The organism is Streptococcus sp. 1171_SSPC (assembly GCF_001069335.1).
GTDB classification, from domain to species: Bacteria; Bacillota; Bacilli; order Lactobacillales; family Streptococcaceae; genus Streptococcus; species Streptococcus xiaochunlingii.
Genome location: NZ_JWAK01000032.1, coordinates 83297 through 106609, shown reverse-complemented (window position 1 = coordinate 106609; position 23313 = coordinate 83297). Strand labels below are relative to the sequence as shown.

General features: G+C 43.9%; 27 protein-coding genes. 3 read left to right on the top strand and 24 right to left on the bottom strand.

What is annotated here, in order from left to right; all coding sequences use genetic code 11:
• Nucleotides 1–9 precede the first annotated feature (9 nt).
• The 6 genes from ADF75_RS06685 to rplK all read right to left on the bottom strand — a co-directional run bounded on the left by ADF75_RS06685 (nt 10) and on the right by rplK (nt 3897).
• Nucleotides 10–225 (bottom strand): YozE family protein, encoded by a 216-nt coding sequence (locus tag ADF75_RS06685; protein WP_048717450.1) that lies wholly within the window; start codon nt 223–225, stop codon nt 10–12.
• A gap of 10 nt (nt 226–235) precedes the next feature.
• Complete coding sequence (gene cvfB, locus ADF75_RS06680) at nt 236–1090, bottom strand: RNA-binding virulence regulatory protein CvfB (protein WP_048717452.1); 855 nt, start codon at nt 1088–1090, stop codon at nt 236–238.
• 106 nt (nt 1091–1196) lie between these two features.
• The gene (gene frr, locus ADF75_RS06675; RefSeq protein WP_048789574.1) at nt 1197–1754 is read right to left on the bottom strand and encodes a ribosome recycling factor; all 558 of its coding nucleotides are present in this window, start codon (nt 1752–1754) and stop codon (nt 1197–1199) included.
• Between the two features lie 18 nt (nt 1755–1772).
• Nucleotides 1773–2504: a UMP kinase gene (pyrH, locus tag ADF75_RS06670; protein ID WP_006595852.1), complete on the bottom strand. Its 732-nt coding sequence runs from the start codon at nt 2502–2504 to the stop codon at nt 1773–1775.
• Nucleotides 2505–2684: 180 nt separating this feature from the next.
• Nucleotides 2685–3374, bottom strand: coding sequence for a 50S ribosomal protein L1 (gene rplA, locus ADF75_RS06665; RefSeq protein WP_048789573.1), 690 nt, complete (start codon nt 3372–3374; stop codon nt 2685–2687).
• Nucleotides 3375–3471: 97 nt separating this feature from the next.
• The gene (gene rplK, locus ADF75_RS06660; RefSeq protein ID WP_006595850.1) at nt 3472–3897 is read right to left on the bottom strand and encodes a 50S ribosomal protein L11; all 426 of its coding nucleotides are present in this window, start codon (nt 3895–3897) and stop codon (nt 3472–3474) included.
• A gap of 160 nt (nt 3898–4057) precedes the next feature.
• Between rplK and ADF75_RS06655 the strand changes: the two genes are divergently transcribed.
• Nucleotides 4058–4402, top strand: a complete 345-nt coding sequence (locus ADF75_RS06655; protein ID WP_048789572.1) for a DUF3397 family protein — start codon at nt 4058–4060, stop codon at nt 4400–4402.
• Between the two features lie 61 nt (nt 4403–4463).
• On the opposite strand, the gene ADF75_RS06650 is transcribed toward ADF75_RS06655, so the two are convergent.
• The 5 genes from ADF75_RS06650 to ADF75_RS06630 all read right to left on the bottom strand — a co-directional run bounded on the left by ADF75_RS06650 (nt 4464) and on the right by ADF75_RS06630 (nt 11224).
• Nucleotides 4464–6809, bottom strand: a complete 2346-nt coding sequence (locus tag ADF75_RS06650) for an HAD-IC family P-type ATPase (protein WP_048789571.1) — start codon at nt 6807–6809, stop codon at nt 4464–4466.
• Between the two features lie 84 nt (nt 6810–6893).
• Complete coding sequence (locus ADF75_RS06645) at nt 6894–7280, bottom strand: VOC family protein (protein ID WP_048689655.1); 387 nt, start codon at nt 7278–7280, stop codon at nt 6894–6896.
• 101 nt (nt 7281–7381) lie between these two features.
• On the bottom strand, nt 7382–9736 hold the full coding sequence (locus ADF75_RS06640) for a DNA translocase FtsK (protein ID WP_048789570.1): 2355 nt from the start codon (nt 9734–9736) through the stop codon (nt 7382–7384).
• 102 nt (nt 9737–9838) lie between these two features.
• Nucleotides 9839–10381, bottom strand: coding sequence for a hypothetical protein (locus tag ADF75_RS06635; RefSeq protein WP_048789606.1), 543 nt, complete (start codon nt 10379–10381; stop codon nt 9839–9841).
• A 78-nt stretch (nt 10382–10459) separates the two neighbouring features.
• Nucleotides 10460–11224 (bottom strand): hypothetical protein, encoded by a 765-nt coding sequence (locus ADF75_RS06630; RefSeq protein ID WP_048789569.1) that lies wholly within the window; start codon nt 11222–11224, stop codon nt 10460–10462.
• 193 nt (nt 11225–11417) lie between these two features.
• Here ADF75_RS06630 and ADF75_RS06625 point away from each other — a divergent pair, with 193 nt between their 5' ends.
• Nucleotides 11418–12242 (top strand): peptidylprolyl isomerase, encoded by an 825-nt coding sequence (locus tag ADF75_RS06625; protein ID WP_048789568.1) that lies wholly within the window; start codon nt 11418–11420, stop codon nt 12240–12242.
• A 33-nt stretch (nt 12243–12275) separates the two neighbouring features.
• On the opposite strand, the gene ADF75_RS06620 is transcribed toward ADF75_RS06625, so the two are convergent.
• The 8 genes from ADF75_RS06620 to tmk all read right to left on the bottom strand — a co-directional run bounded on the left by ADF75_RS06620 (nt 12276) and on the right by tmk (nt 18054).
• The gene (locus tag ADF75_RS06620; protein WP_048789567.1) at nt 12276–13817 is read right to left on the bottom strand and encodes an ABC-F family ATP-binding cassette domain-containing protein; all 1542 of its coding nucleotides are present in this window, start codon (nt 13815–13817) and stop codon (nt 12276–12278) included.
• Nucleotides 13818–13901: 84 nt separating this feature from the next.
• Nucleotides 13902–14255: an arsenate reductase family protein gene (locus ADF75_RS06615; protein ID WP_048789566.1), complete on the bottom strand. Its 354-nt coding sequence runs from the start codon at nt 14253–14255 to the stop codon at nt 13902–13904.
• A gap of 9 nt (nt 14256–14264) precedes the next feature.
• Nucleotides 14265–14753: a methylated-DNA--[protein]-cysteine S-methyltransferase gene (locus ADF75_RS06610; protein ID WP_048789565.1), complete on the bottom strand. Its 489-nt coding sequence runs from the start codon at nt 14751–14753 to the stop codon at nt 14265–14267.
• Nucleotides 14746–15318 carry a GNAT family N-acetyltransferase gene (locus tag ADF75_RS06605; RefSeq protein ID WP_048689681.1) on the bottom strand — a complete coding sequence of 191 codons (573 nt, stop codon included), beginning with the start codon at nt 15316–15318 and terminating at the stop codon, nt 14746–14748. Before ADF75_RS06605 ends, ADF75_RS06610 begins: the two co-directional genes overlap by 8 nt.
• A complete protein-coding gene (rsmI, locus tag ADF75_RS06600; protein WP_048789564.1) occupies nt 15308–16192 on the bottom strand; it encodes a 16S rRNA (cytidine(1402)-2'-O)-methyltransferase in 885 nt (294 codons plus the stop codon). Before rsmI ends, ADF75_RS06605 begins: the two co-directional genes overlap by 11 nt.
• Before the next feature lie 2 nt (nt 16193–16194).
• Complete coding sequence (gene yabA / locus ADF75_RS06595; RefSeq protein WP_023024026.1) at nt 16195–16515, bottom strand: DNA replication initiation control protein YabA; 321 nt, start codon at nt 16513–16515, stop codon at nt 16195–16197.
• Between the two features lie 4 nt (nt 16516–16519).
• Nucleotides 16520–17419 (bottom strand): DNA polymerase III subunit delta', encoded by a 900-nt coding sequence (locus ADF75_RS06590; RefSeq protein WP_048789563.1) that lies wholly within the window; start codon nt 17417–17419, stop codon nt 16520–16522.
• The gene (tmk, locus tag ADF75_RS06585; protein ID WP_048715350.1) at nt 17416–18054 is read right to left on the bottom strand and encodes a dTMP kinase; all 639 of its coding nucleotides are present in this window, start codon (nt 18052–18054) and stop codon (nt 17416–17418) included. The genes ADF75_RS06590 and tmk overlap by 4 nt, the downstream gene beginning before the upstream one ends.
• A 172-nt stretch (nt 18055–18226) precedes the next feature.
• Here tmk and ADF75_RS06580 point away from each other — a divergent pair, with 172 nt between their 5' ends.
• Entirely contained in the window at nt 18227–19114 is an 888-nt protein-coding gene (locus tag ADF75_RS06580) for a YitT family protein (protein WP_048689693.1), read from the top strand.
• 38 nt (nt 19115–19152) lie between these two features.
• Here the strand turns inward: ADF75_RS06580 and ADF75_RS06575 are convergent, their stop codons facing one another.
• The 5 genes from ADF75_RS06575 to ADF75_RS06555 all read right to left on the bottom strand — a co-directional run bounded on the left by ADF75_RS06575 (nt 19153) and on the right by ADF75_RS06555 (nt 23270).
• Entirely contained in the window at nt 19153–19809 is a 657-nt protein-coding gene (locus ADF75_RS06575) for a CBS and ACT domain-containing protein (RefSeq protein WP_048789562.1), read from the bottom strand.
• A 166-nt stretch (nt 19810–19975) separates the two neighbouring features.
• On the bottom strand, nt 19976–20686 hold the full coding sequence (locus tag ADF75_RS06570; protein ID WP_003005434.1) for an ABC transporter ATP-binding protein: 711 nt from the start codon (nt 20684–20686) through the stop codon (nt 19976–19978).
• Complete coding sequence (locus ADF75_RS06565; protein ID WP_048689704.1) at nt 20686–21450, bottom strand: ABC transporter ATP-binding protein; 765 nt, start codon at nt 21448–21450, stop codon at nt 20686–20688. Before ADF75_RS06565 ends, ADF75_RS06570 begins: the two co-directional genes overlap by 1 nt.
• Nucleotides 21450–22397 (bottom strand): branched-chain amino acid ABC transporter permease, encoded by a 948-nt coding sequence (locus ADF75_RS06560; RefSeq protein ID WP_048689708.1) that lies wholly within the window; start codon nt 22395–22397, stop codon nt 21450–21452. Before ADF75_RS06560 ends, ADF75_RS06565 begins: the two co-directional genes overlap by 1 nt.
• 3 nt (nt 22398–22400) lie before the next feature.
• Nucleotides 22401–23270 (bottom strand): branched-chain amino acid ABC transporter permease, encoded by an 870-nt coding sequence (locus ADF75_RS06555; protein WP_009731472.1) that lies wholly within the window; start codon nt 23268–23270, stop codon nt 22401–22403.
• Nucleotides 23271–23313: the final 43 nt, after the last annotated feature.

Below are 23313 nucleotides of genomic sequence, written 5' to 3'. Positions count from 1 at the left end.
CTCCTGTTACTAATGACTGAGGTATTCTTCCCAGATTGCATCAAAATCTCCTAGATTAAAGGAGAAACTGGCATGTTCTTCCAGAAAGCGGCTAACCTCATCAAAATCATCTGTATGTTTTGGAAAGGCAGACTCATGAAAAGCTAGATCAGCTAGCAAGGCTTTCGGAGCATTGCTTTTGGGATTGCGCTCTGTCATCAGCCAAGTGTAAAATGATTTTCGCATAAGGCTCCTCTTAGATTAGTTCCGTTCCAAACTGGTCTTGCTTGATTTTTTTCGCTTTCATCAAGCCACCCAGAGCCTTTTTGAACTGCCCCTTGGAAATTCCAAAGGTTGCCTTAATCTCTTCTGGGGAGGACTTGTCATTCAAGGTCATAAAGCCACCATTCCCCTCCAAGTAGGCCAAAATCATCTGCGCATCGTTTTCAAGCATTTCAAACGAGCGTGGTTTCAAGGACAAATTCAAGGTCCGATCCACCTCTCGGAAACCGATGACCCGAGCATCTAAGACTTGTCCCAAACGGGGTTCGGCATAGCGCTCACTTGGATGGATAAAGCCCAGCATATTATTCTCAGGCAGGTAAACAAAGGTCCCTGAAAGTTTTAAGCGATAGACGATGGCCGGCCAGTTCTGGTTTTGCATATTGTTGTAGGCTGGACGAGCAATTCGTTGGAAGTCTTCTTGGTAGGCCAAGACACCCCAGATCCGATCTTTTTTATCAACTTCTAGGCGAACAAAGAGTTTATCGCCTTTTTTCGGCCACAGATCCTTGATTTCTGGCAAAATATCCAGAGAGACGACAATCTCCTTATCGGGTAGACCCGTATCGACAAATACACCCAGGTCCTTGCGAACTTCAGTCACTGTCCCCCAGCCAAATTGGTCCTGACGGGCTGTGACTTCTAGGGTGGTCAGACGCAAACGTTGCTTCATATCCGTATAGGCAAAGCCCTTGACGGATTCTCCAAGTGCATGCTCTCCTTCAGACTTGTCCAAAGCATAAGTCTGCCCATCCTTCTGGACAAAGTAAAAACGATCATTCTCATCCGTTACAAGGCCCACGATATCATGTGCGAGGTTGGTATTCATTTTTTCCTTCTTTCTGGCTAAAGCTCATCAATAGCCCCTTAATGGAAATAAAACTCAGCCAGCAGTGCCAACTGAGTTCATTTCCTCTGTAAACTGCTGGAAATGATTAAACTTCAAGCAATTCTTTTTCTTTGTGTGCTGTCATTTCATCAACATGTTTCACAGCATCATCGGTTACTTTTTGGATCTCTTTCTCAAGATTCTTCAATTCATCTTCAGTGATTTCTTTAGCTTTTTCTTGCTTCTTGGCTTCATCCATCGCATCACGGCGGATGTTACGGATCGCTACTTTAGCATTTTCACCGACTTTTTTCACTTCTTTGGCCAAGTCACGACGAGTTTCTTCTGTCAAAGCTGGGATAACCAAGCGGATAACCGAACCATCGTTGGCTGGAGTAATGCCAAGATCAGAAGCATTAAAAGCGTGCTCGATATCTTTCAATGAAGACTTGTCAAAAGGTGTGATCAACATCACACGAGCTTCTGGAATGGTGATCGATGCGATTTGATTCAATGGAGTATCAACTCCGTAATATTGAACATAGATCCGATCCAAGAGACTTGCATTCGCACGGCCTGCACGGATACTTCCAAATTCACGTCCCAAACTTTGGTGAGACTGAGTCATTCTTTCTTTAGCTTTTTCTACGATTGGATTTGCCATTTTATTCCTCTAACTTCCTTATTTTTCTACATTATTAGAAACGGTAGTACCGATATTTTCTCCAAAGACAACGCGTTTGATGTTCCCTGGCTCATTCATGTTGAAAACGACTAAGTCAATATCATTGTCCATTGAGATGGTCGATGCTGTCGAATCCATGATACGAAGGCCTTTATTGATGACATCACGGTGAGTTAATTCTTCAAACTTCACAGCTGTCTTGTCTTTCTTTGGATCAGCATTATAAACGCCGTCAACACCATTCTTAGCCATCAAGATTGCGTCTGCTTCAATTTCGGCGGCACGAAGAGCAGCCGTTGTATCCGTTGAGAAGTATGGAGAACCAATGCCTGCACCAAAGATAACAATACGCTCTTTTTCCAAGTGACGAAGGGCACGGCCACGGATATAAGGCTCAGCGACTTGTTGCATGGCAATCGCTGTTTGGACACGAGTATCTACTCCAACCTGTTGAAGAGAATCCGCCATCACCAAGGCATTCATAACTGTTCCAAGCATTCCAGTGTAGTCTGCTTGAACGCGATCCATACCTGCTTCCGCCGCAGGTTCTCCACGCCAGAGATTTCCTCCACCGATAACGAGAGCAATTTCAATTCCAAGGTCATGAACTTCTTTAATTTCAAGGGCCATCTTTTGAACCGTTTTGATATCAATTCCGACACCCCGTTCACCGGCTAACGCTTCACCTGATAACTTAATTAAAATACGTTTATACTTAGGTTCTACCATTTTGTCACTCCTTTTATGATCTGTATTATTTTACCACAAAAAGCGTTATTTATATAGTGATATCTATCAAAAAAATTTTAAACCTTCCAACTTCAATTCCCTGCCAGAAGTTAGATATATTTTTAGAATTAAGTGAAAGAATTGTCAAAAAAGCTACCCGAAGGTAGCTTTGATTTCTAATTAAAGTGAGTTAACATCCACTTTGATACCAGGACCTTGAGTTGTAGTCAAAGTCAAGCTAGTTACGTAAGTACCTTTAGCTGTAGCTGGTTTTGCTTTTTGGATAACATCGTTGAAAGCTTTGAAGTTTTCAACCAATTTGTCAGAGTCAAATGACACTTTACCGATGATCGCTTGTACGATACCTGCACGGTCTGCACGGTAAGTGATTTTACCACCTTTAGACTCTTCAACTGCTTTAGCAACATCCATTGTTACAGTACCAGTTTTAGGGTTTGGCATCAAGTTACGTGGTCCAAGGACACGTCCAAGACGTCCAACAAGAGCCATCATGTCAGGTGTAGCGATAACAACGTCGAAGTCCAACCAACCATCGTTGATTTTCGCAACAAGGTCATCTTCACCAACGAAGTCTGCACCAGCAGCTTTTGCTTCTTCAGCTTTTGCACCACGTGCAAATACAAGAACGCGAGCAGTTTTACCAGTTCCGTTTGGCAATACCATTGCACCACGGATTTGTTGGTCAGCTTTTTTCACGTCGATGTTCAAGTTGTAAGCAACTTCTACAGTTGCGTCAAATTTTGCAAAGTTAGTTTCTTTTGCAAGAGCTACAGCTTCTTCTACGCTGTATGCTTTTGTGCTGTCGATTTTTTCAAGTGCAGCACGAAGTTGTTTGCTTTTTTTAGCCATTTTATCTTTCTCCTTGTAATGTGGTCATATCGATTTTCATCTCCCACGTCACTCGTCTCATGATCAAGTGTATTGCGGGCAAATAGGATTGCTACAATTAGTCAGTAACAGTGAATCCCATAGAACGAGCAGTACCTTCGATCATACGCATTGCAGACTCAATGTTTGCAGCGTTCAAATCTGGCATCTTAGTTTCAGCAATTTCTTGTACTTGCGCACGAGTAACTGTTGCAACTTTCGTTTTGTTAGGTGTACCTGATCCTTTTTCAACACCTGCAGCTTTTTTCAAAAGAACAGCAGCTGGTGGTGTTTTTGTAACGAAATCAAATGATTTATCTTCATAAACAGTGATCACAACTGGGATAATCATTCCAGCTTGGTCAGCTGTACGAGCGTTAAACTCTTTAGTGAATCCCATGATGTTGATACCTGCTTGACCAAGTGCTGGTCCAACCGGTGGAGCTGGAGTAGCTTTACCAGCAGGGATTTGCAATTTTACAAGTTTTTCGACTTTTTTAGCCATTTCTTAAATCCTCCTTTGTGGTTTTGGCGGTAATTACAGATTTTTACCTCCCACAAGTATGCTCTGCGCATACCTTTCTATTATACACTATTTTCTTCCGAATGCAAGAAAAAATTTCATTTCCATCACACTTTTTTTACTTTTGTGATAAAATGGAGGTATGTTAATAAAAGTTGCTTCCCTTGTATTTATTTTTTTGACCCTGATTCTCAGTGGGATTATTATTCGAGTCTTTAAACTGCGTCGATATGGTTGGAATTTTGCCGATCTGGCTTTTCCTCTGTTCGCGCTTGAATACTATTTAATTTCAGATGCGGCTTACTATCATAATTTGTTGCCGCAACTGTTATTGGCCTTGTCCCTCTTAGCTATCGGCTTGACTATCTATTTCTTGAAAAAGAAACGTAGCTTTTACTATCCGAAATTTTTCAAGTACTTTTGGCGCGCAGGCTTTCTCATTACCTTCTTCCTTTACCTCATTATGACGATTAGCCTCTTTATCTGATTTTAATAATAAAATAACGGTATTAACTAGATCCAAGATGATTTAGCTAATACCGTTTTTTTTATTTGTTTCTGGACTTATGCAGATGGGTCACCAAGGTATAGACAAGACGATTCATCACCCATAAGACTCCTTCCATGACTAGTCCTAGGACAAGGGTCAAGATCCAGCCAGTCAGATGAAGGTGGCTGAGATTAAAAATGGAAGAAAATACAAAGACCGACAGACAAAATCCTGTTACATTAAGAAGGATGATGCTCAATTTTACATGATTGAAGGGAAGGCTGAGTTGGTATACTTTTGTAAAGCCAATCAAAGCCAGCAGGTAAATCGAGATGGTCGAAATATCTCCCTGACTTAATCCAAGGAAAGGACCCAGAACCACAAGAAAAAGTACCGATATGAGATTGGTCAAGGCGGCTGGAAGAGCTTGCTCTATCACGGTTTCAATAAAGTCTCCTTCTATCCGGGCACGATTCTTCTCCAAGGCCAGTAAGAAACCGGGGATTCCGATGGTAAATCCACTGATCAAGGACATCTGAGAAGCCTGGATAGGATAAGTGAAAGCAAAGAGAATGGCCAAAATAGCCAATAATATTGAAAAGATATTCTTGACCAAAAAGAGACTCGCCGAACGCTGAATATTGTTGACCACTCGGCGGCCTTCATCTACAATCGAAGGCATGTGAGAGAAGTCCGAATCTAAAAGCACAACCTGGGCCACCTTTTTGGTCGCATCATGGCCCGTATTCATGGCAATACTACAATCTGCCTTTTTCATAGCAAGAATGTCATTGACCCCATCCCCTGTCATCCCAACCTTATGACCATCCGCCTGCAAGCTCTCTACGAGGATTTGTTTTTGTTCTGGACTAACCCGTCCAAAGACTGTGTAGGTCCGGGCTGCATCTACTACCTCCTCATATGTCTTAAGCTGACTCGCATCGACCACTTGATCCGCATCAGGAATACCTGCTTTCTGAGCAACGGCAGCAACTGTCACAGGATGATCCCCTGAGATAACCTTGATGGTCACCCCTTGTTTTTGGAAATAGGCGAAAGTTTCAGGGGCAGTCGACCGTACGGGATTCTCCAAGACCAAAGCTAGGAGGGGAAGGACTGGAGCTTCTAATACTTCCGTCAATTGCTCCCCCTGGTAATGCCCCAAAATAAGGACACGAGCCCCTCGTTCAATCTCTCGCTGCCAGACTTCTTGGTAAGCATCAAGATCATCTCGAAGCAAAACATCCGGTGCCCCTAATAGGTAAATACCTTGTTGGAATTGAAGGCCCCCAAATTTCTTCTTGGATGAAAAAGGAAGCCGGTCTTGAACGGTCCAAACTTCACTTATTTGGACTGAGTGATACTGCCGAATGGCCGTGATGGTATCATTCCGATCTTCACTTGCTTGGAGATAGTGACTTAATATTTCTTTGCCTTCTTTTTCATCTAGTGCCAAGGGGAGCAGTTCACTCACCTGCATCCTGTGTTCGGTAATGGTTCCCGTCTTGTCTAGACAAAGGACGTCGATACGAGATAGGGTTTCAATCCCCTTCATACTGTTGAGTAGGACCTTTTGAAGGGCTAAACGGGTTGCTCCAAGCACCAAGGCCAGGGTCATTAAGAGGTAGAGCCCTTCTGGAATCATCCCAATGATGGCACCGACCATGGAGGTAATGCTAACTTTGAGGGAGTCTTGATTTCCTAGATAGCTCTGCAAGAACAGAAGCAAGCCAATCGGGATGAGAATCATTCCAATCATTCGGACAAGACCATCCACAGCATGAACCATTTCGGATTCTTCGTGTCCCTTGACTTTCTTAGCAGATAGACTCAGCTGATTAATATAAGACGCATCTCCTACTTGTTCCAAGACGGCAACTGCTTGACCTGAGATAACAAAACTTCCTGACATGAGTTTCTGATTCTCACCTTTAGGGATTTCATCTGCTTCACCTGTTAATTGAGACTCATCGACCATGATCGAGCCATCCAGAACCTTGGCATCCGCATAGATCTGATCCCCTGCTTGGAACAAGACGACATCCCCCTCTACCACCTGGTCGACAGGAAGATCCAGCCGTTCTCCTTCACGAATCACTCGAGCTTTCTCCACTTGAAGGAGGCGCATCTTATTCAAAATCCGCCGAGACCGCAATTCTTGAACAATCCCAATCAAGGAGTTAACGACCACAATGGGAACAAATAACATATTGTTCCAAGACCGTACTAGTATCAATAAGATAGCTAGAATACCAAAAACCAGGTTAAAATAGGTAAAGACATTTGAATAAATAATCTCTCTGGTCGACTTTTCAGCCGTGATGGTTACTCGATTTTGTTTGCCTTCTCTAATTCTGCTTTGGACTTGCTCATTCGTTAGCCCGCTATATCGCTTCTCTTCCATATTTTCTTCTTTCTTTTTTCTGTATCTAGTTTAGCAAAAAGAATGTCTTCTGGCTTGAGACTAGAGACCGAAGATTGTGTAGACCTATTCGTGAAGTTCAAGAGGCAAGCCATCGGGATCAAAGAAGAAGGCCATTTTGCGCCCATCAAAATCATCCACCCGTAGCTCTGTATGAGGGATTCCTAATTGGTCAAACTCTGCTAGACAGGCTTGAACATCTTCCACTTTAAAAGCCAGATGACGGAGTCCGGTATGTTCTGGATGAGGGAGAAAGGGTCTCTTGGGGGCATCTGGTTTGATAAATATTTCCAAGGTCAGGTTTCCCTTTCGAATATTAAAGAGAATATCCTGCTTTTCTGGTCGATGGTGTTCGTCTAAAGGTTCAAAGCCTAACTTGTCTACATAGAATTCTCTGGTTTTATCATAATCGTGGCCAATAATGGCAATGTGGTGAATGGTATCGAGATGCATCTGCTGTCCTTTTCTTTTTTATCGTAAACAAAACCTGCCCCTTGTACAGGCAGGTTTTTGCTATTGTCAAATATCTCATTCCTTCTTCATTTAAAGAAAGATTAATTGGTCTGTAAGACCTTTCTTGGCTTGGTTCCTTCAGCTGGCCCAATGACACCTGCCGCTTCCAAGTCTTCCATGAGGCGAGTGGCTCGGTTAAAACCAACTGATAAGCGACGCTGGATCATCGAAGCACTGGCTTTTTGAGTTTCAATCACGAGCGCCTTTGCCTCTTCAAAGAGAGGATCGCCTTCGTCTGAGCTACCCATACCTCCATCAAAATCTGACTCAGATACTTCACCTGGATCGAAGGCATCATCATAATCCGCTTCAGCTTGTTCTTTGACAAAGTTGACAATCCGCTCCACATCGTCATCTGAGATAAAGGAGCCTTGCAGACGGATTGGATGATTTTCATCGATCGGTTTAAAGAGCATGTCTCCACGACCAAGCAGTTTCTCCGCTCCATTTTCATCCAAGATGGTCCGTGAGTCGGTCCCGGATGATACCGCAAAAGCGACACGAGAAGGCACATTGGCCTTGATCAAACCTGAGATAACGTCAACCGATGGCCGTTGGGTTGCCAAGATCATGTGGATCCCTGCTGCACGCGCCTTCTGTCCCAGACGAATAATGGCATCTTCCACTTCTTTACTTGCGACCATCATCAAGTCTGCCAACTCATCGACAATGACCACGATCAAAGGAAGGGGCACTTGCTTCATCTCAGACTGAGCATTGTACTCAGCCACCTTGGCATTAAAGCCAGCAATATTTCGAGCGCCTACTTTCGAGAAGAGCTCGTAGCGATTTTCCATCTCATCAACGACCTTCTGCAGGGCCCGACTGGCCTTGCGTGGGTTGGTCACCACTGGAATCAACAGGTGAGGAATATCATTGTAGACAGAAAGCTCCACCATCTTTGGATCGACCATCATAAACTTGACTTCGTCCGGACGAGCCTTCATCAAGATACTCGAAATGATCCCATTGACCGCTACTGACTTACCAGATCCGGTAGACCCCGCTACCAAGAGATGGGGCATTCGAGCCAAATCAAAAGTCCGAGCTGAACCATCTACAGCCTTCCCAAGAGGAATCTCAAGGAGTTTAGCTGGGTCTGTTTTGGACTGCTCCCACAATTCACGGAAGGAGACCGTCGCAATCTCTGAGTTGGGCACCTCAATCCCGACCAGAGACTTCCCTGGAATCGGCGCTTCAATCCGCACATCCTTGGCTGCTAGGGCCAAGGCCAAATCATCTGCTAGGTTGGAGATGCGGTTGACCCGCACACCGACAGCCGGCTTGACTTCATATTTGGTGACAGAGGGGCCGATTTCCGCCCGTTCCACTGTCGCCTTGATGTTAAAGCTTGCAAAGGTCTCTTCCAAAATGCGGATATTCTGACGAACGATGTTTTTCTCTTTGGATTGATTTTTGGGCTTGTCAGGTGCGAAGAGATCAATGGTTGGAAGTTTGTATTGAAGGAGTTCCTTAGGCGTGAAGTCTACAGTGACTTCTTCATCCATATCCTCCTCTTCTGCGACTTCCTCCATCTCCTCTGGGGAGTCGTCCGACCATTCTTCCGAATAGCTTTCCTCTTCATTTGGTAGATAAATTTGAGGGTAGGCCTCCTCTGCAGGTGCTTCTACTTCGATTACAGGTTCTATGACCTCACCTGTCTCAAGATCTACAGGATAGCCTTCTGTACTCATGGGACTAGCTTCTGCAAGTTGCTCGATGCGGGCAGCCTCCTCTGCTTCTGCTTGAAGGGTCTTCTTCTCTTCACGCTCGACAAAGCGCTCTTGGCGACGAATTTCTCGTTTTTCCATAAAGGAGTGAAAAGATGCGACAGCCTGCTCATACAAGTCATAAACCGAATAAGAACTCATCAAGAGAAGTCCTAACACAATTAAGAGTCCTCCAATGAAATAAGTCCCGATGTTTGAGAGCAAGAAGGCAATTGGCGTGTACAAGATAGCACCCAGTAAACCACCTCCTGCAAAAGAAGAGACGCGAAGGTGCACGAGGTCCCCTAAGATACGTGAGAAGGTTGGCCCGAAAGAAGAGCCTTCAAGTTTCAAGAGGGAGACAAAGTAAGCTTGATAGATAAGTAACAAGCCTGCAAAAAGACTTAAAAAGCCAGACAAGGTTCCCTCATGCTTCTCAATCCATTTGAAAAAGAAGAGGTAGACAATAACAGCCGTCATCGCTACGTAAGCCAGACTACCTACCAAGAGACGGATAAGGTTGTAGGTCACTAAGCCTAAGGCCCCTAATCGTAAAAAGGCGAAAATGAAGACGAGAGTTAAGACAATCGTCATGATCATTCGGCGAATTGCTTTTTTTCTTTCTATTTCTGCTTTAGACAGTCGTCTTGTCGACCGTGTTTTTTTTGATTGATTATTGTTTGCCATAACCTTTATTATACCACATTTCTAGACTAGTTCTCTAGTAAAATCCTTTTCTCTCATCTGCGACATAAACAACAAAAAACAGTACCTCACAGGTACTGTTACTTATAGATTTTTCTTTGGGTGGCGGTCGATGATGGCTTGATGCTCTTTCAACGCTTGTTTTCCTTTTTCCGTCAACTGATAGCCCCGAACTGTGAACTCTTGTGCCAACTCTTCTTCGGTAAAGTGATTCGCTAAAGCTTGGTTCAAATCGGCTGCTTTCATTTTGGACAAGCCCGCGACTCCCTTCTTTTTAAGAATGGCTTTTTTCATGGTCGCATTGATATGGTCCAGCGAATCAAAAGCGGATTCGATAACAGCATACCCCTTATCTACCAAAACCTTCAAATGTTCCGGCGCATGAATCCCATAAGTGTATTCGAAGTACTTAGGAAACCAAGTCTCCGTCGTAAATGTTCCAAAATGGATCCGCCACAAGAGAATGATATCCCCCGCAAGCAAGCCATCTTGGAGCAACTCCATGTTTCGTTTAGAAACAGGCTTTGGATCCAACAACCAAGCTTCCAAGTCTCTCTCAAGCGAAATATAAGGTTTCACCTCGTGATCTGCATAAAATTTTTCTAGTATATCTGAAATAGTTGTCATCTGTTTCTCCATTTTAATCCTATCTCTCTTTACCTATTTATACCTTCATTTGGAAAAATTCTGTTTTGATTGGAGGATTTATAGATAATTCCCCTCATCCTTCAAGTATTGTTGCGCCTTTCGAACGATATAGAGCGACTCATCTTCTGAAACCAACTTGCGAAAGAGCTCTTCCGCTCTAGACTTATCGCCTTTAAAAGTAGCATTCAAGGCTTGGTAGTAGATCATTTCCAACTGCTGGTACTTGAAGTCATTGCTTAAACCTTCAAAATAATCATTGCTTTGGTGGGCAATGGTTAAATCATAAAGGGCAAGACAGACCTTTTTAGTTTTCTCAGCTAGTGTAGGGTCTGTAATGGTCAATTCATTTAATCGAGCCTCCAGCTCTTCCCTGGATAAATCAGGATCTGTCAGGACGATCGAACGAATAAGATAACTCTCAAAAAAGTTCTTATATTTCTGTGGTAGTTCCTTCTGGCTGAGTGCTTCTCTAGCTTCCTTTATGACAATATCAAAATCTCCCATCATAAAAGAATAGGCAACCGATGTCAGCTTCATATCGATCTGTAAAATGGGCTTTTTCACATTCTTGTTCAACTGAAGGTATTGCTGCCAAAAAGCTAAATCTAAGTCTACATGAAGCAAGGTGTTGCACTTGTTGGTGTAGCTTTTCTTGAGCAAGTGGAGAAATAAAAACAAGCCTGCAAGGACCAATAAGAGGCCAGCAGTCTGAAGAAGAGTATCTCTGACCACGAACCCAATGCAAATAATCAGAAGCATTGCCAACAAGCCAGCAGATCTAATATAGAGTCTATAGTTTTTACGTAGAGTTTTATAATCCATCTTGTAGCCTCCTATCCATGATTTGTTTTATTTTAGGAATTCGTTCATTTTCCAACAAAACGACTTACCTCTCATCATACCTTATTTTTCATAGGCCCGCAAGCTGAATATCGCCTCATCCAAAGGATAGATTTGAATCAAATGGAAAATTAAGGTACAATAGAGGATAGACTAATGTGTTGAAAGGATTAATATGAAAAAATTAATTGCCCTACTTGTATTTTCCGGTTTAGCTTTGACAGGATGTGCCTCTAATCAATCAGATACAAAGACATCCTCTAGCTCGGCTTCAGAAACTAAGCAATCAACTACTTCTAGCGTAGATGCTAGTGAACAAAAGAAATTAGATCAGCTTCGTAAGGATATCCAAGATGCGATGACCAATGAAAATGCAGTCTTTCCTCAGCTCTCAAACGAAGTTGCTGAAGATGAAGCTGTCGTGAAAATCACGACCAACAAAGGGGACATTACCGTTAAGCTCTTTCCGAAATACGCACCTTTAGCCGTTGAGAATTTCTTAACCCACGCTAAGGAAGGTTATTATGACGGCCTCCTCTTCCACCGCGTGATTAATAACTTTATGATCCAAACAGGAGATCCTAAAGGAGATGGTACAGGTGGTGAGTCCATTTGGAAAGGAAAAGATACCTCTAAAGATTCGGGAGCAGGCTTTGAAAACGAATACTCCCCTTACCTCTACAATCTTCGTGGTGCTCTAGCCATGGCCAATTCCGGTCCAAATACAAATGGTAGCCAATTCTATATTAACCAAAATAAAGAAGACTGGTCTAGCAAGCTTCCAACTGAGCGCTTCCCTGCTAAAATCATCGAAGCCTATAAGAATGGTGGAAACCCTACCCTTGATGGTGGGAACTACACTGTCTTTGGACAAGTCATCGACGGCATGGATGTTGTCGACAAAATCGCCGAAGTTGAAACGGACGACAAAGACAAACCAAAAGAAGATGTCAAAATTGAAAAAATGGAAATCGTAAAAGACTACGATTTCAAGAAGTAAGCAAAAGAGAACCGCACGGTTCTCTTTTTGTGTTTACGTCAATTCATTAAAGTCCCAGATTTTGTCCATCCAGCCTTCATAGAAATCTGGCTCGTGGCAAACCATGAGGATCGATCCCTTGTACTCTTTCAGGGCTCGCTTCAACTCTTCTTTGGCATCCACATCCAAGTGGTTGGTCGGCTCGTCTAGTACCAAGACATTGTTTTCACGGTTCATCAAGAGACAGAAGCGTACCTTGGCTTGCTCCCCACCGGATAGCACCTGAATTTGGCTCTCGATATGCTTGGTCGTCAAGCCACAGCGAGCAAGGGCAGCACGAACCTCTGCTTGATTGAGAGCTGGAAAGGCATTCCAGACTGCTTCAAGCGGGGTCTGACGATTGCCTCCTTCGACCTCTTGCTCAAAATAGCCTAGTTCTAGGTAATCTCCACGTTCTACTTCTCCAGCAATAGGTGGGATGATTCCTAGCAAGCTCTTCAAGAGAGTGGTCTTCCCGATCCCGTTAGCTCCGATAATGGCTACCTTTTGATTTCGTTCAAAGGTTAGGTTCAAAGGCTTGGTTAAAGGACGATCATACCCGATTTGAAGGTCCTTGGCTTGGAAAATGAAGCGTCCAGGAGTTCGGGCATTTTTAAATTCAAAGGATGGTTTTGGTTTCTCACTTTGCAACTCAATGAGTTCCATCTTGTCAAGCTTCTTCTGACGAGACATAGCCATATTCCGTGTAGCCACACGCGCCTTATTACGGGCCACGAAATCTTTGAGGTCAGCAATCTCTTTTTGTTGGCGCTCATAAGCCGCTTCCAATTGCGATTTCTTCATTTCATAGACTTCGAGGAATTGGTAATAGTCCCCAGAATAGCGGGTCAACTGTTGATTTTCCACATGGTAGACGATGTTGATCACATCGTTCAAGAAAGGAATATCGTGGGAAATAAGGACAAAGGCATTTTCATAGTTCTGCAAATAGCGTTTGAGCCAATCGATGTGCTCTGCATCCAAGTAGTTGGTTGGCTCGTCCAAGAGAAGGATATCTGGTTTTTCAAGGAGCAATTTAGCCAAAAGGACCTTGGTCCGCTGCCCACCTGACAGGGCCGTCACATCCGTCTCCATACCAAAGTCCATGACCCCAAGAGCACGCGCCACTTCATCTATCTTGGCATCCAAGGTATAGAAATCCCGGCTCTCTAACCGATCCTGGAGCTCTCCGACTTCTTCCATGAGAGCATCCATATCCGCTCCATCTTCAGCCATTTCCATATAGAGGTCATTGATGCGAGCCTCTGCTTTAAAGAGCTCGTCGAAAGCTGTCCGCAAGACATCGCGCACCGTTTGCCCTTCTTTTAGGACAGCATGCTGGTCAAGATAGCCAGCGGTCACATACTTAGACCACTCGACCTTCCCTTCGTCGGGTTGCATCTTGCCCGTCACGATGCTCATGAAGGTGGATTTTCCTTCACCATTGGCCCCTACCAATCCGATATGCTCTCCCTTTAACAAGCGGAAGGACACATCCTCAAAAATAGCCCGGTCTCCAAAGCCGTGGCTTAAATTTTTCACCTCTAAAATACTCATGATTGACTCTCTTTCATTGATTTCACTCGTATGATTATATCATCTTCAAGACAGAATTAAAAGGGAGTCCAACTCCCTTTTTTCTTACAAACCTAAGTCCGCATATGGTTTCCGGTAGCCCACTTGAACAACTTTTCCGTCCTTCACTAAGAGAGGGCGTTTGATCAGCATGCCATCGCTAGCTAAAAGGTCTGCCGCTTCTTCTATCGAAAGCTGATCCACCTTGTCTTTCAAGCCTAACTCCCGATACTTCATCCCACTGGTATTAAAGAAGGATTTGATTGGTAGGGAAGACTCCTTGATCCAAGTTTGTAGTTGCTCACTGGTCGGGGTGTCTACCACGATATCTTGACTATCAAACTCACAGCCTAAGCTCGTTAACTCCGATTTCGCCTTGCGGCAGGTCGAACATTTTGGGTATTCAATAAATGATAACATCTTTTCTCCTTATTCTTTCCAAGATATGGCCTCATGTTGCAACAGCCAACGCTTGCGATCTAGTCCAGCAGCATAGCCTGTCAACTTTTTCTCCGTACCCAGCACCCGGTGACATGGGATAAGGAGGAGCAAGGGATTCCGACCTACTGCTTGACCGATGGCTTGGGCAGATTTGCAAGACAAGGCCCGGGCAATCTCTCCATAAGTCCGACTTTCCCCATAGGGAATCTGAGCTAGACAGGCCCAAACTCTTTGTTGAAAGTCTGTCCCTTGAGGAGATAGGGGAAAGGGCATGGAAGGATTTTCCCCTATAAAGTATCGATCCAGCCATTCAAAGACAGCTTCATGAAGTGGCTGACAAGCTTCTTCGATATGCTCAAGCCCCTGCTCACAATTGGCTTGGTCACAAAACCAGATCCCAACTAGGCTTTCCTCATCCACCACAACAGATAGAGGCCCCAAGGGACTCTGATAGAGTTGGCGATAAAACCTAGTCATTTTGAGACTGTTCTGCACGGTAGTCCCAACGATCATCTTCGCTAATCACTTGGAAGAGGCTGGTTTCTGCCTTTCGTTTGATCTTCTGATAAGCGAGACGCACCCCATCAATTGGTACCTTCCCACAGTAATGGAAACCTAACTTCTCTAAAAGGTGTTGCATGACCTTGTTGTCAGGATGGGTATCACAGCGAAAATCCGGGCCTTTCTCTCCTTCGATCAAGCCTTGAAGGAAGGTTTGGGCTACGCCTCGTCCAGCAGCTTCTTTGGCAACAGCGATCCGGTGAAAACTGATATAGAGATAGTTATCATGTTCCCATTTTCCATCATAAATGTCATTATAAGCTGCTTCATTTCCCTTGTAGAGAGCGGCATAAGCTACGACTTCTTGATTCTCTACAGCTACATAACCACGGCTTTCTAGGATATCCTCAAAAATGATTTCTTGATCCGGATAACCATCCTGCCATTGGTCCACGCCAGCTGCAGCTAAGCTATCCTTGCCATCTTGGATGATTTCCATAATCCGATTGATTTCATTGGGATAGGCCATTCTAATTTCCATCAGACTCTCCTTTTTCTTCCTCTTGGTGGTAACGGGCATAAAGTTCACTCTTTTGTAGCCCGAATTGTTTGGCAACCTGTTTAATCGCTTGGTTCTTTTTCATACCAGACTGGACCAGTAGATCAATCTCTTGGATCAGATCCACTTCTTCTAGATCTGGCTCCTGCTCACTGGCTCCCTCTACAATCAGAAGGCACTCCCCTTTGAGGGTATTTTCCTCTAGGTAAGCCACTAACTCTGTGATGGTCCCTCTCGTGTACTCTTCATAGATCTTGGTCAGTTCTCGGACCAGGACAACTGGACGATTCCCATAAACTGCCAGCATATTTTGAAGCGTCGCACGAACTCGGTGCGGAGACTCATAAAAGATCTGGGTCTCAGGATAGGCCAATTTCTCTTGGAAAAAGGCCTTTTGCTGCCCTTCCTTGCGTGGAAGAAAACCATAAAAAATATGGGGCTGGGGTGCCAGACCACTGGCAATTAGGGCAGTAATGCCGGCACTCGGACCAGGAACTGCCACAACAGGGATTTCTCGCTCAATCGCTGCCTTGACCAGGTCGTGACCTGGATCCGAAATACTAGGCAGTCCTGCATCCGAAACCTGGGCCAGGTCCTTTCCAGACTCTAAATGAGCAATCAAATCAGGGATTTTCTCCATAGCATTGTGCTCGTGAAAGCTGGTTTGTGGTGTCGCAATCTCAAAATGCTTGAGCAAGAGTCCTGTATTGCGTGTATCTTCCGCCGCTATCAGATCCACCTCTTTTAGAGTTTGGATCATGCGGTAGCTCATGTCATCCCGATTGCCAATTGGGGTTGGCACTAAAAAGAGAGTCCCTGTCGCTCTATCCCCTTTAAAACTTCGTTGAATCTGCATGTTTACTCCCTAAATAACAATTCATCACAGAAAATACACTCTTCATCATTTTCACGACGTTGACCATAGGAGTCTGTACAAACATGAAATCCATCATTGTAAATTCTTTGTAAATTTTCACGACCATTGCGATGGAATTTAGGGGAGCTGGTTTTCTCCACTTCTCCTAAGCGCTCTCTCAATTTATCATTTTCAAGACGCAGAGCTGTATTTTCCTCGACAATGAGTTTGAGATTTTTCTTAATAGCTTCAACCTCTGCTAATGTAACCAGCAATTCCTGGGAGAAGCCATCCAAAGCATCAAATAATTCTTTTTTATTCATCTCTTTACCTTCTATTTTTCAACTGTAGGACCATATACTCGAGAGCATTTTGAAAACTCACATTCCGTTCCCACATCAGTTTGGCCAAGACCAATTTTTCTAGATAGTCTCTTCCTAAGGACTGACTGATGGAGCGTGCAAAGAGCAATTCCAACAAGCGAAAAGCTTGGGCCTGCTTTTCTTTATCATCCGTCTCTTGAACCAAGCGAGAGACCAGTAAGTAGATATGCGGATCTGCTTTTAGACAAGCTGCAACGAAACGCTCACACTCCCTCGCCAGATCGAAAAAGGAGGTATTCTGAGCGAGAATTTGAGCCTCTTGGAAACCTTGACTAAAGTTGGCTAACAGATCTGCTTGTTGAAGCAAGAGACCTTCCTGAAGGAGATACTCTTTTAGGAAATCTTGGTTTTTTGGAAAATGGACCTGCTGCGCCCGACTTTTTATGGTCGGGAGAACCAGTTGCTCATCTGCTGTCAGCAGAAAAATATGAACTTCACTCTGAGGTTCTTCAATCACCTTGAGGAGGGAATTGGCCGCATTGACATGCATCCGGTCTGCATCGCAGATGATAAAGACTTGCTTGGATCCTTCGTAGCCTGACTGAGAAAAATGCTGGATCAAATCCCGGATCCGATCCGTTTTGATGATTTGATTGACCGGTCGGACAACCGTTACATCTGAGAATTCATCCTCTTCAATCAAGCGACAAGCCCGACAAGTCCCACAGGGCCAAACACCCTTCTTGTCCGTACAAAAGAGACTTTGGGACAAGAGCTGGGCCATCTCAAAACTGCCAAAATCTCCTGTAAAGAGATAGGCGTGGCTCAAGCGGTCCTGTTCTAAAATAGCTTGGAAGCGATCGACTAACTGAGGTTGAAGTTTTTGCACTTGTTCTAACTTCATTCACTAATCTCCAAGACTTCTTTCAATAATAGCCAAGTATCCTCGACCACCTGGTCAAAAGGTTGACTGGCATCAATTTTCACCACACGTTGTGGTTCTTTTTCGAGGATGGCCAGATAGCCTTGACGGACTTTCTGATGGAGACTGAGTCCTTCTAGATCCAAGCGATTGACTTCACGGCTAGCACTCTTAGCAATTCGCGCCAACCCTTCTTCTACATCAATGTCAAAGTAGAAGGTCCGATTGGGTTTCAGACCATCAGTCGCAAATTGGTTCAACCATTCAATATCTGCTACTGCTAATCCACGCCCAAAGCCTTGGTATGCTACCGAACTGTCGATAAAACGATCCATGATAACTAGCTTCCCTGCTTTCAAAGCTGGAAGGACACGTTCTGCCAAGTGTTGGCGACGACTGGCGATATAAAGAAGCAATTCTGTCTTGGGATCCATTTCCGTATGGGATGGATCTAGAATGACCTCGCGTATTTTTTCTGCTATTTCGACACCCCCTGGCTCCCGCGTGGTAATATAGGCAATCCCTGCCTTTTCCAAGCGTGGTAGCAAGGCTTCTAAAACGGAGGATTTCCCTGCACCTTCTGGGCCTTCAATTGAAATTAATGTTCCCTGTTTCATTCTCTTATCTTAACTTTCTATACTCATTTCTCTAGCATGCATCACTTCTTTTTATTTTACCAAAAATAGGGGTAAAAATCCTGTCCGAATTCGTGAAAATTGATGAAAATTATTTCCTATTTTTCATTTTTTTTGGTAAAATGTATGGTGAAAAATGAATAGGAGAACGAGCATGTTTAAGGCAAAAAATATTCTGGCCATTATTTTGGGGGCTGGCATTTTTTCTTTTGGAATCTTCTTTTTAGTCATTCCATTTCACTTTTATGAGGGAGGAGCTACAGGGATTACCCTGATTACCTACTACCTCTTTAAAATTCCCGTTTCGGTCATGAACTTGGCCATCAATATTCCCCTCTTTTTCCTAGCCTGGAAATTACTGGGGCTCCGATCCCTCTATCTCAGTTTGATTGGAACTTTTTCGGTCTCTATTTGGATGGCCATCTTCGAGCTGATCCCTGGAAGTCATCATCTTCAAACTGCAGTCTTTACGGCTCTTGATGGAGATATCCTTCTGGCCTGTATCGGATCAGGGGTTATCCTTGGAACTGGACTGGGGATTATCTTCAACGCTGGAGGAACAACAGGTGGAACCGATATTGTCGCACGTATCTTTAACAAGTACACGACGCTTTCCATGGGACGCCTCATGTTGATTGTGGATGCCATCGTCTTGACAACTGTTTTGATCGTCTTTAAGGACTTCCGAATTGCAGCCTACACCCTCCTCTTTATCCTGATTGACACCGTCGTCATTGATATCGTCGGTGAAGGAGGTTTTGCAGGAAAAGGATTCCTCGTGGTTACATCTAAACCGGATGAAATTGCCAAACAAATCACGACTGATTTGGGCCGAGGAGTCACCTTCGTAAACGGCATGGGCTATTATAGCCAACAAGAAATGAAGATTGTCTACTGCGTGGTCTCACGGAATGAAATGAAACAAATGAAAGATATCATCAATAAGATCGATCCATTTGCCTTCATTACCATTACAGAAGCCCACGAAATCCTAGGAGAAGGATTTACCTTGGATACCAACAAGCAACCCATTGCTCGCTAAAACAAAGAGCCTGAGAATATCTCAGGCTCTTTCTTTATTTAAAAGGCTTTTGCAGATGTGCGACTAATTTCATCCACACGAATACCATTTTCTTCAAATTTCTTCTTGATAACTTCCGTATCGGTAATGCCATCAATCTGAACTTCGATAACGACATGATCATCTTTGGTTGGGATATTGACTGTATTGGCGATATTGTATCCTTCTTCTACAATCAAATGAATGATTTGTTCTAGAACACCAACCTTATCTTCTGTCACAAAGCGAACACGAACTCCTTCTTCTCCATAACCGGATACTTCGAGGAAGGCACGGAAAATATCACGGTCTGTGATGACACCGGATACTTGGTCATTGTCTACAACCGGAAGAATTCCCACCTTGTTCTTATACATGAGATAGGTCGCATCTTCGAGGCTGGCAAATTTAGAGACAGTAATGACATCACGAAGCATGACATCTTTGACCTTGGTCTTGTTCAACAGATAGTTCATCTCAAAAATAGACAAGCTTGTTGCTTTAGATGGACTTGCTTCTGCAATCGTGCCCTCTGTCACCAAGCCGACCAATTTGTCATTTTCAATGACTGGCAAGCGGTGCAAGCCTTGTTCCCGCATCAAATCTGCCGCATGAGCAATTGTTGTATCTGGACTAATATACACTACTTTACGGGTCATAAAATCTTTAACAGCCATAATCATTCTCCTATGCTTTTCTTAGTTTTATTATACTTGATTTTTAGAATGATTTCAAACGCTTTCAGCAGTTTTCTCTTGTTTTCAAAATTTAGAAAAATCAAACAAGAGAGATGAAAAAAGAAAGGCCTTTAGGACCTTTCCTTTCAAACAAACTTTAAAAATCTTATCCACCAAGGTAGGCCTTGCGGACTTCTTCTGAGGCTAAGAGTTCTTTTCCTGTTCCGGTAAGAACGACTTTCCCTGTTTCGAGAACATAACCGCGGTCTGCGATGGCAAGGGCCTTGTTGGCATTTTGTTCAATCAAGAGAACAGTTGTTCCTTGTTTTTGGATATCTTGGATGATATCAAAGATTTCTTGGATAAAGATTGGGGCCAATCCCATAGAAGGTTCATCCAGGAGCAAAAGTTTTGGCGTCGACATGAGGGCACGACCCATTGCAAGCATTTGTTGCTCCCCACCAGATAGGGTGGCTGCATCTTGGTTCTTCCGTTCTTCCAAACGTGGGAAACGGGAGAAGACCTTCTTCAAGTTAGCTTGGTTTTCTTCTCGGTCTTTCTTCAAGAAAGCTCCCATTTCCAAGTTTTCCATAACGGTCAAGCCTGGAAAGACGTGGCGACCTTCTGGAACTTGAGAGAGTCCTGCTGCTACAATCTTTTGAGCTGGAACCTTTTGAATCTCCTGACCCAAAAACTCAATTTTCCCAGCACTTGGACGCACCAAACCTGAAATGGTACGAAGAATAGATGTTTTCCCAGCACCGTTAGCACCGATAAGAGAAACAACTTCTCCTTCATTTACCTCGAAACTGACATCACGGACAGCCTGGATCATGCCATAGTGTACAGAAAGATTTTCAACTTTTAACATAGACATTAGGCTTCACCTCCTAGATATGCTTCGATTACACGTTTGTTGTTCTTGATTTCATCTGGCGTTCCATGGGCAATCAAGCGGCCATATTCTAATACATAAATCCGTTCTGTTACTTCCATGACCAAGCTCATATCGTGCTCAATCAGCATGATCGTAATATTAAATTCTTTTTGAATGCGACGGATCAATTGGGTCAATTCTGCTGTTTCTTGAGGGTTCATCCCTGCAGCAGGTTCATCCAAGAAGAGGATTTTTGGCTCTGTAGCAAGGGCACGAACGATCTCCAAGTGACGTTGTTGTCCGTAAGCCAAGTTTTTAGCCAAAGTATCTGCTTCTTTTTCCAAACCGAAAATGGCTAACAATTCAAGGGCTTTTGCTTTCAAAGCTTCTTCATTCTTGTAATAGCTTGGCAAGCGGAAAAGACTCGCAAAGACATGTGGTTTGTGGTGGTTGGCAAAGGCAATCAAGACATTGTCCAAAACGCTCAAATCTTTAAAGAGACGAATATTTTGGAAAGTCCGTCCCAGACCACCTGCAGCGATTTTATAAGGTGCTTTACCATTTAATAGGTGACCATCTAAGGTAATGGTCCCTTCACTTGGTTCATATACTCCTGTTAGGAGGTTGAAGAGGGTTGTTTTACCGGCACCGTTGGGCCCGATCAACCCAACCAATTCCCCTTCATTGAGTTCCATGGTTACATCCCCAACGGCTGTCAAACCACCAAAGTTTTTTGTTAAATTTTTTACTTCAAGAAGTGCCATTAGTTAGCCTCCTTTTTTGAGAGTAGTTTTTTCAAGCTGAATTCCCATGTTCCAAGAAGACCACCTGGACGGAAGATCATCACGAGAATCAAAGCCAAGGAGTAAATGATCATACGAACGCTTGAGAAGTCTTGAAGCACCATGTTCAAGATCCCCAAGACGATGGCCGCCACAACTGTTCCTGACATCGATCCCAAACCACCGAAAACGACAATGATCAAGACATTAATGGTATTAGTAAAGGAATAATCTTTCGGAACGACAGATCCAATGAAACCGGCTTGGAGAGATCCTGCAATCGCTGCTGTAATCGCACCGAAAACAAAGGCAATAACTTTAACTTTGGTCGTATTGATCCCAACAGATTCTGCTGCAATTTCATCTTCACGAACAGAAAGGGTGGAACGCCCAATTGGACTGCGTAAGAAGTTGATGGTAAAGATGGTTGTAATCACGACAAAAAGGTAAACCAATTGCCAGGTTGTAAAGGCTGGCAAACCAAGGATCCCAGCGGCACCATTTGTCAGAGTACCCCCATTGACGATCAAAATCCGGATGATTTCAGAAACCCCCAGTGTCGCAATCGCGAGGTAGTCCCCTTTCAAACGAAGGGTTGGAACCCCAACGATCAAGGCAACGAGACCTGCGATCAAAGCACCTAAAACCATCGCACCAAAGAAAGCCCCGTAGGTTGGTGATTTGGAACCGAGAATGGCTGCAGAATAGGCACCAATCGCCATAAATCCAGCATGTCCGAGTGAGAATTGACCTGAAAAACCAACGATGAGGTTCAAACCAACAGCAAGGATGATATTAATCCCAATTTGTTCCAAAATTTGGATATAAAAGAGGTTGAGCACACCCGCTGCTACTAAGACTTGGATCAAGGCAAAACCTGCGACCAAAAGACCAAGCCAGACTAAATTCACTTTTAAATTTTGTTTCATGGCTTACACCTTCTCTTTCACATTTTTACCGAGGATACCTGCTGGACGGATGAGCAAGATCACAATCAAGATAGCATACACAATGGCATCACGGAAGTCTGAAAGACCGATCGCTGTAGCGAAGGTTTCCAACAAACCGATGACAAATCCACCTAGGGCAGCACCTGGAATGATTCCGATTCCTCCAAGAACGGCTGCGACAAAGGCTTTGATTCCTGGTGTCATCCCCATCAAAGGCTCGATCGAGTTGTAATACAAACCGATCAAAACCCCACCAGCACCTGCCAAAGCTGATCCCAAGGCAAAGGTAAAGCTGATGGTCCGGTTTACGTTAATCCCCATCAATTGAGCGGCATCGCTGTCGACAGAAACGGCACGCATGGCTTTCCCCATCTTTGTCTTTTGGATAATAAATTGAAGAGCGACCATCAAGAAAATAGACACTCCCAAGATCATCAACTGAATGTTAGAGATCGAAATAGGACCAAAGTTGTAACGAACAGTTTCAATGACTTGCGGGAAGGAACGGGTATTGGCCCCTACAAAGAAGACCATCCCATATTCAAGCAAGAAGGAAACCCCGATGGCTGTGATCAAGGCTGCAATCCGAGTCGAATGACGAAGCGGACGATAAGCCAGATATTCAATCACAACCCCTAAAATAGCTGTCCCGACCATAGCTAGAAGCAAGGCTACAAAGAAGTTAACTTTCAATGAGTTCAATAAGAAATACCCCATAAAGGCACCTACCATGTAGATATCCCCATGGGCAAAGTTGATCAATTTGATAATTCCATACACCATAGTATAACCAAGGGCCAAGAGTGCATAGACACTTCCCAAGATTAGACCGTTCACTAATTGCTGGAGCATTTGAACCATCCTTTCTAATAATAAAGAGCGAGGCCAGGAATTT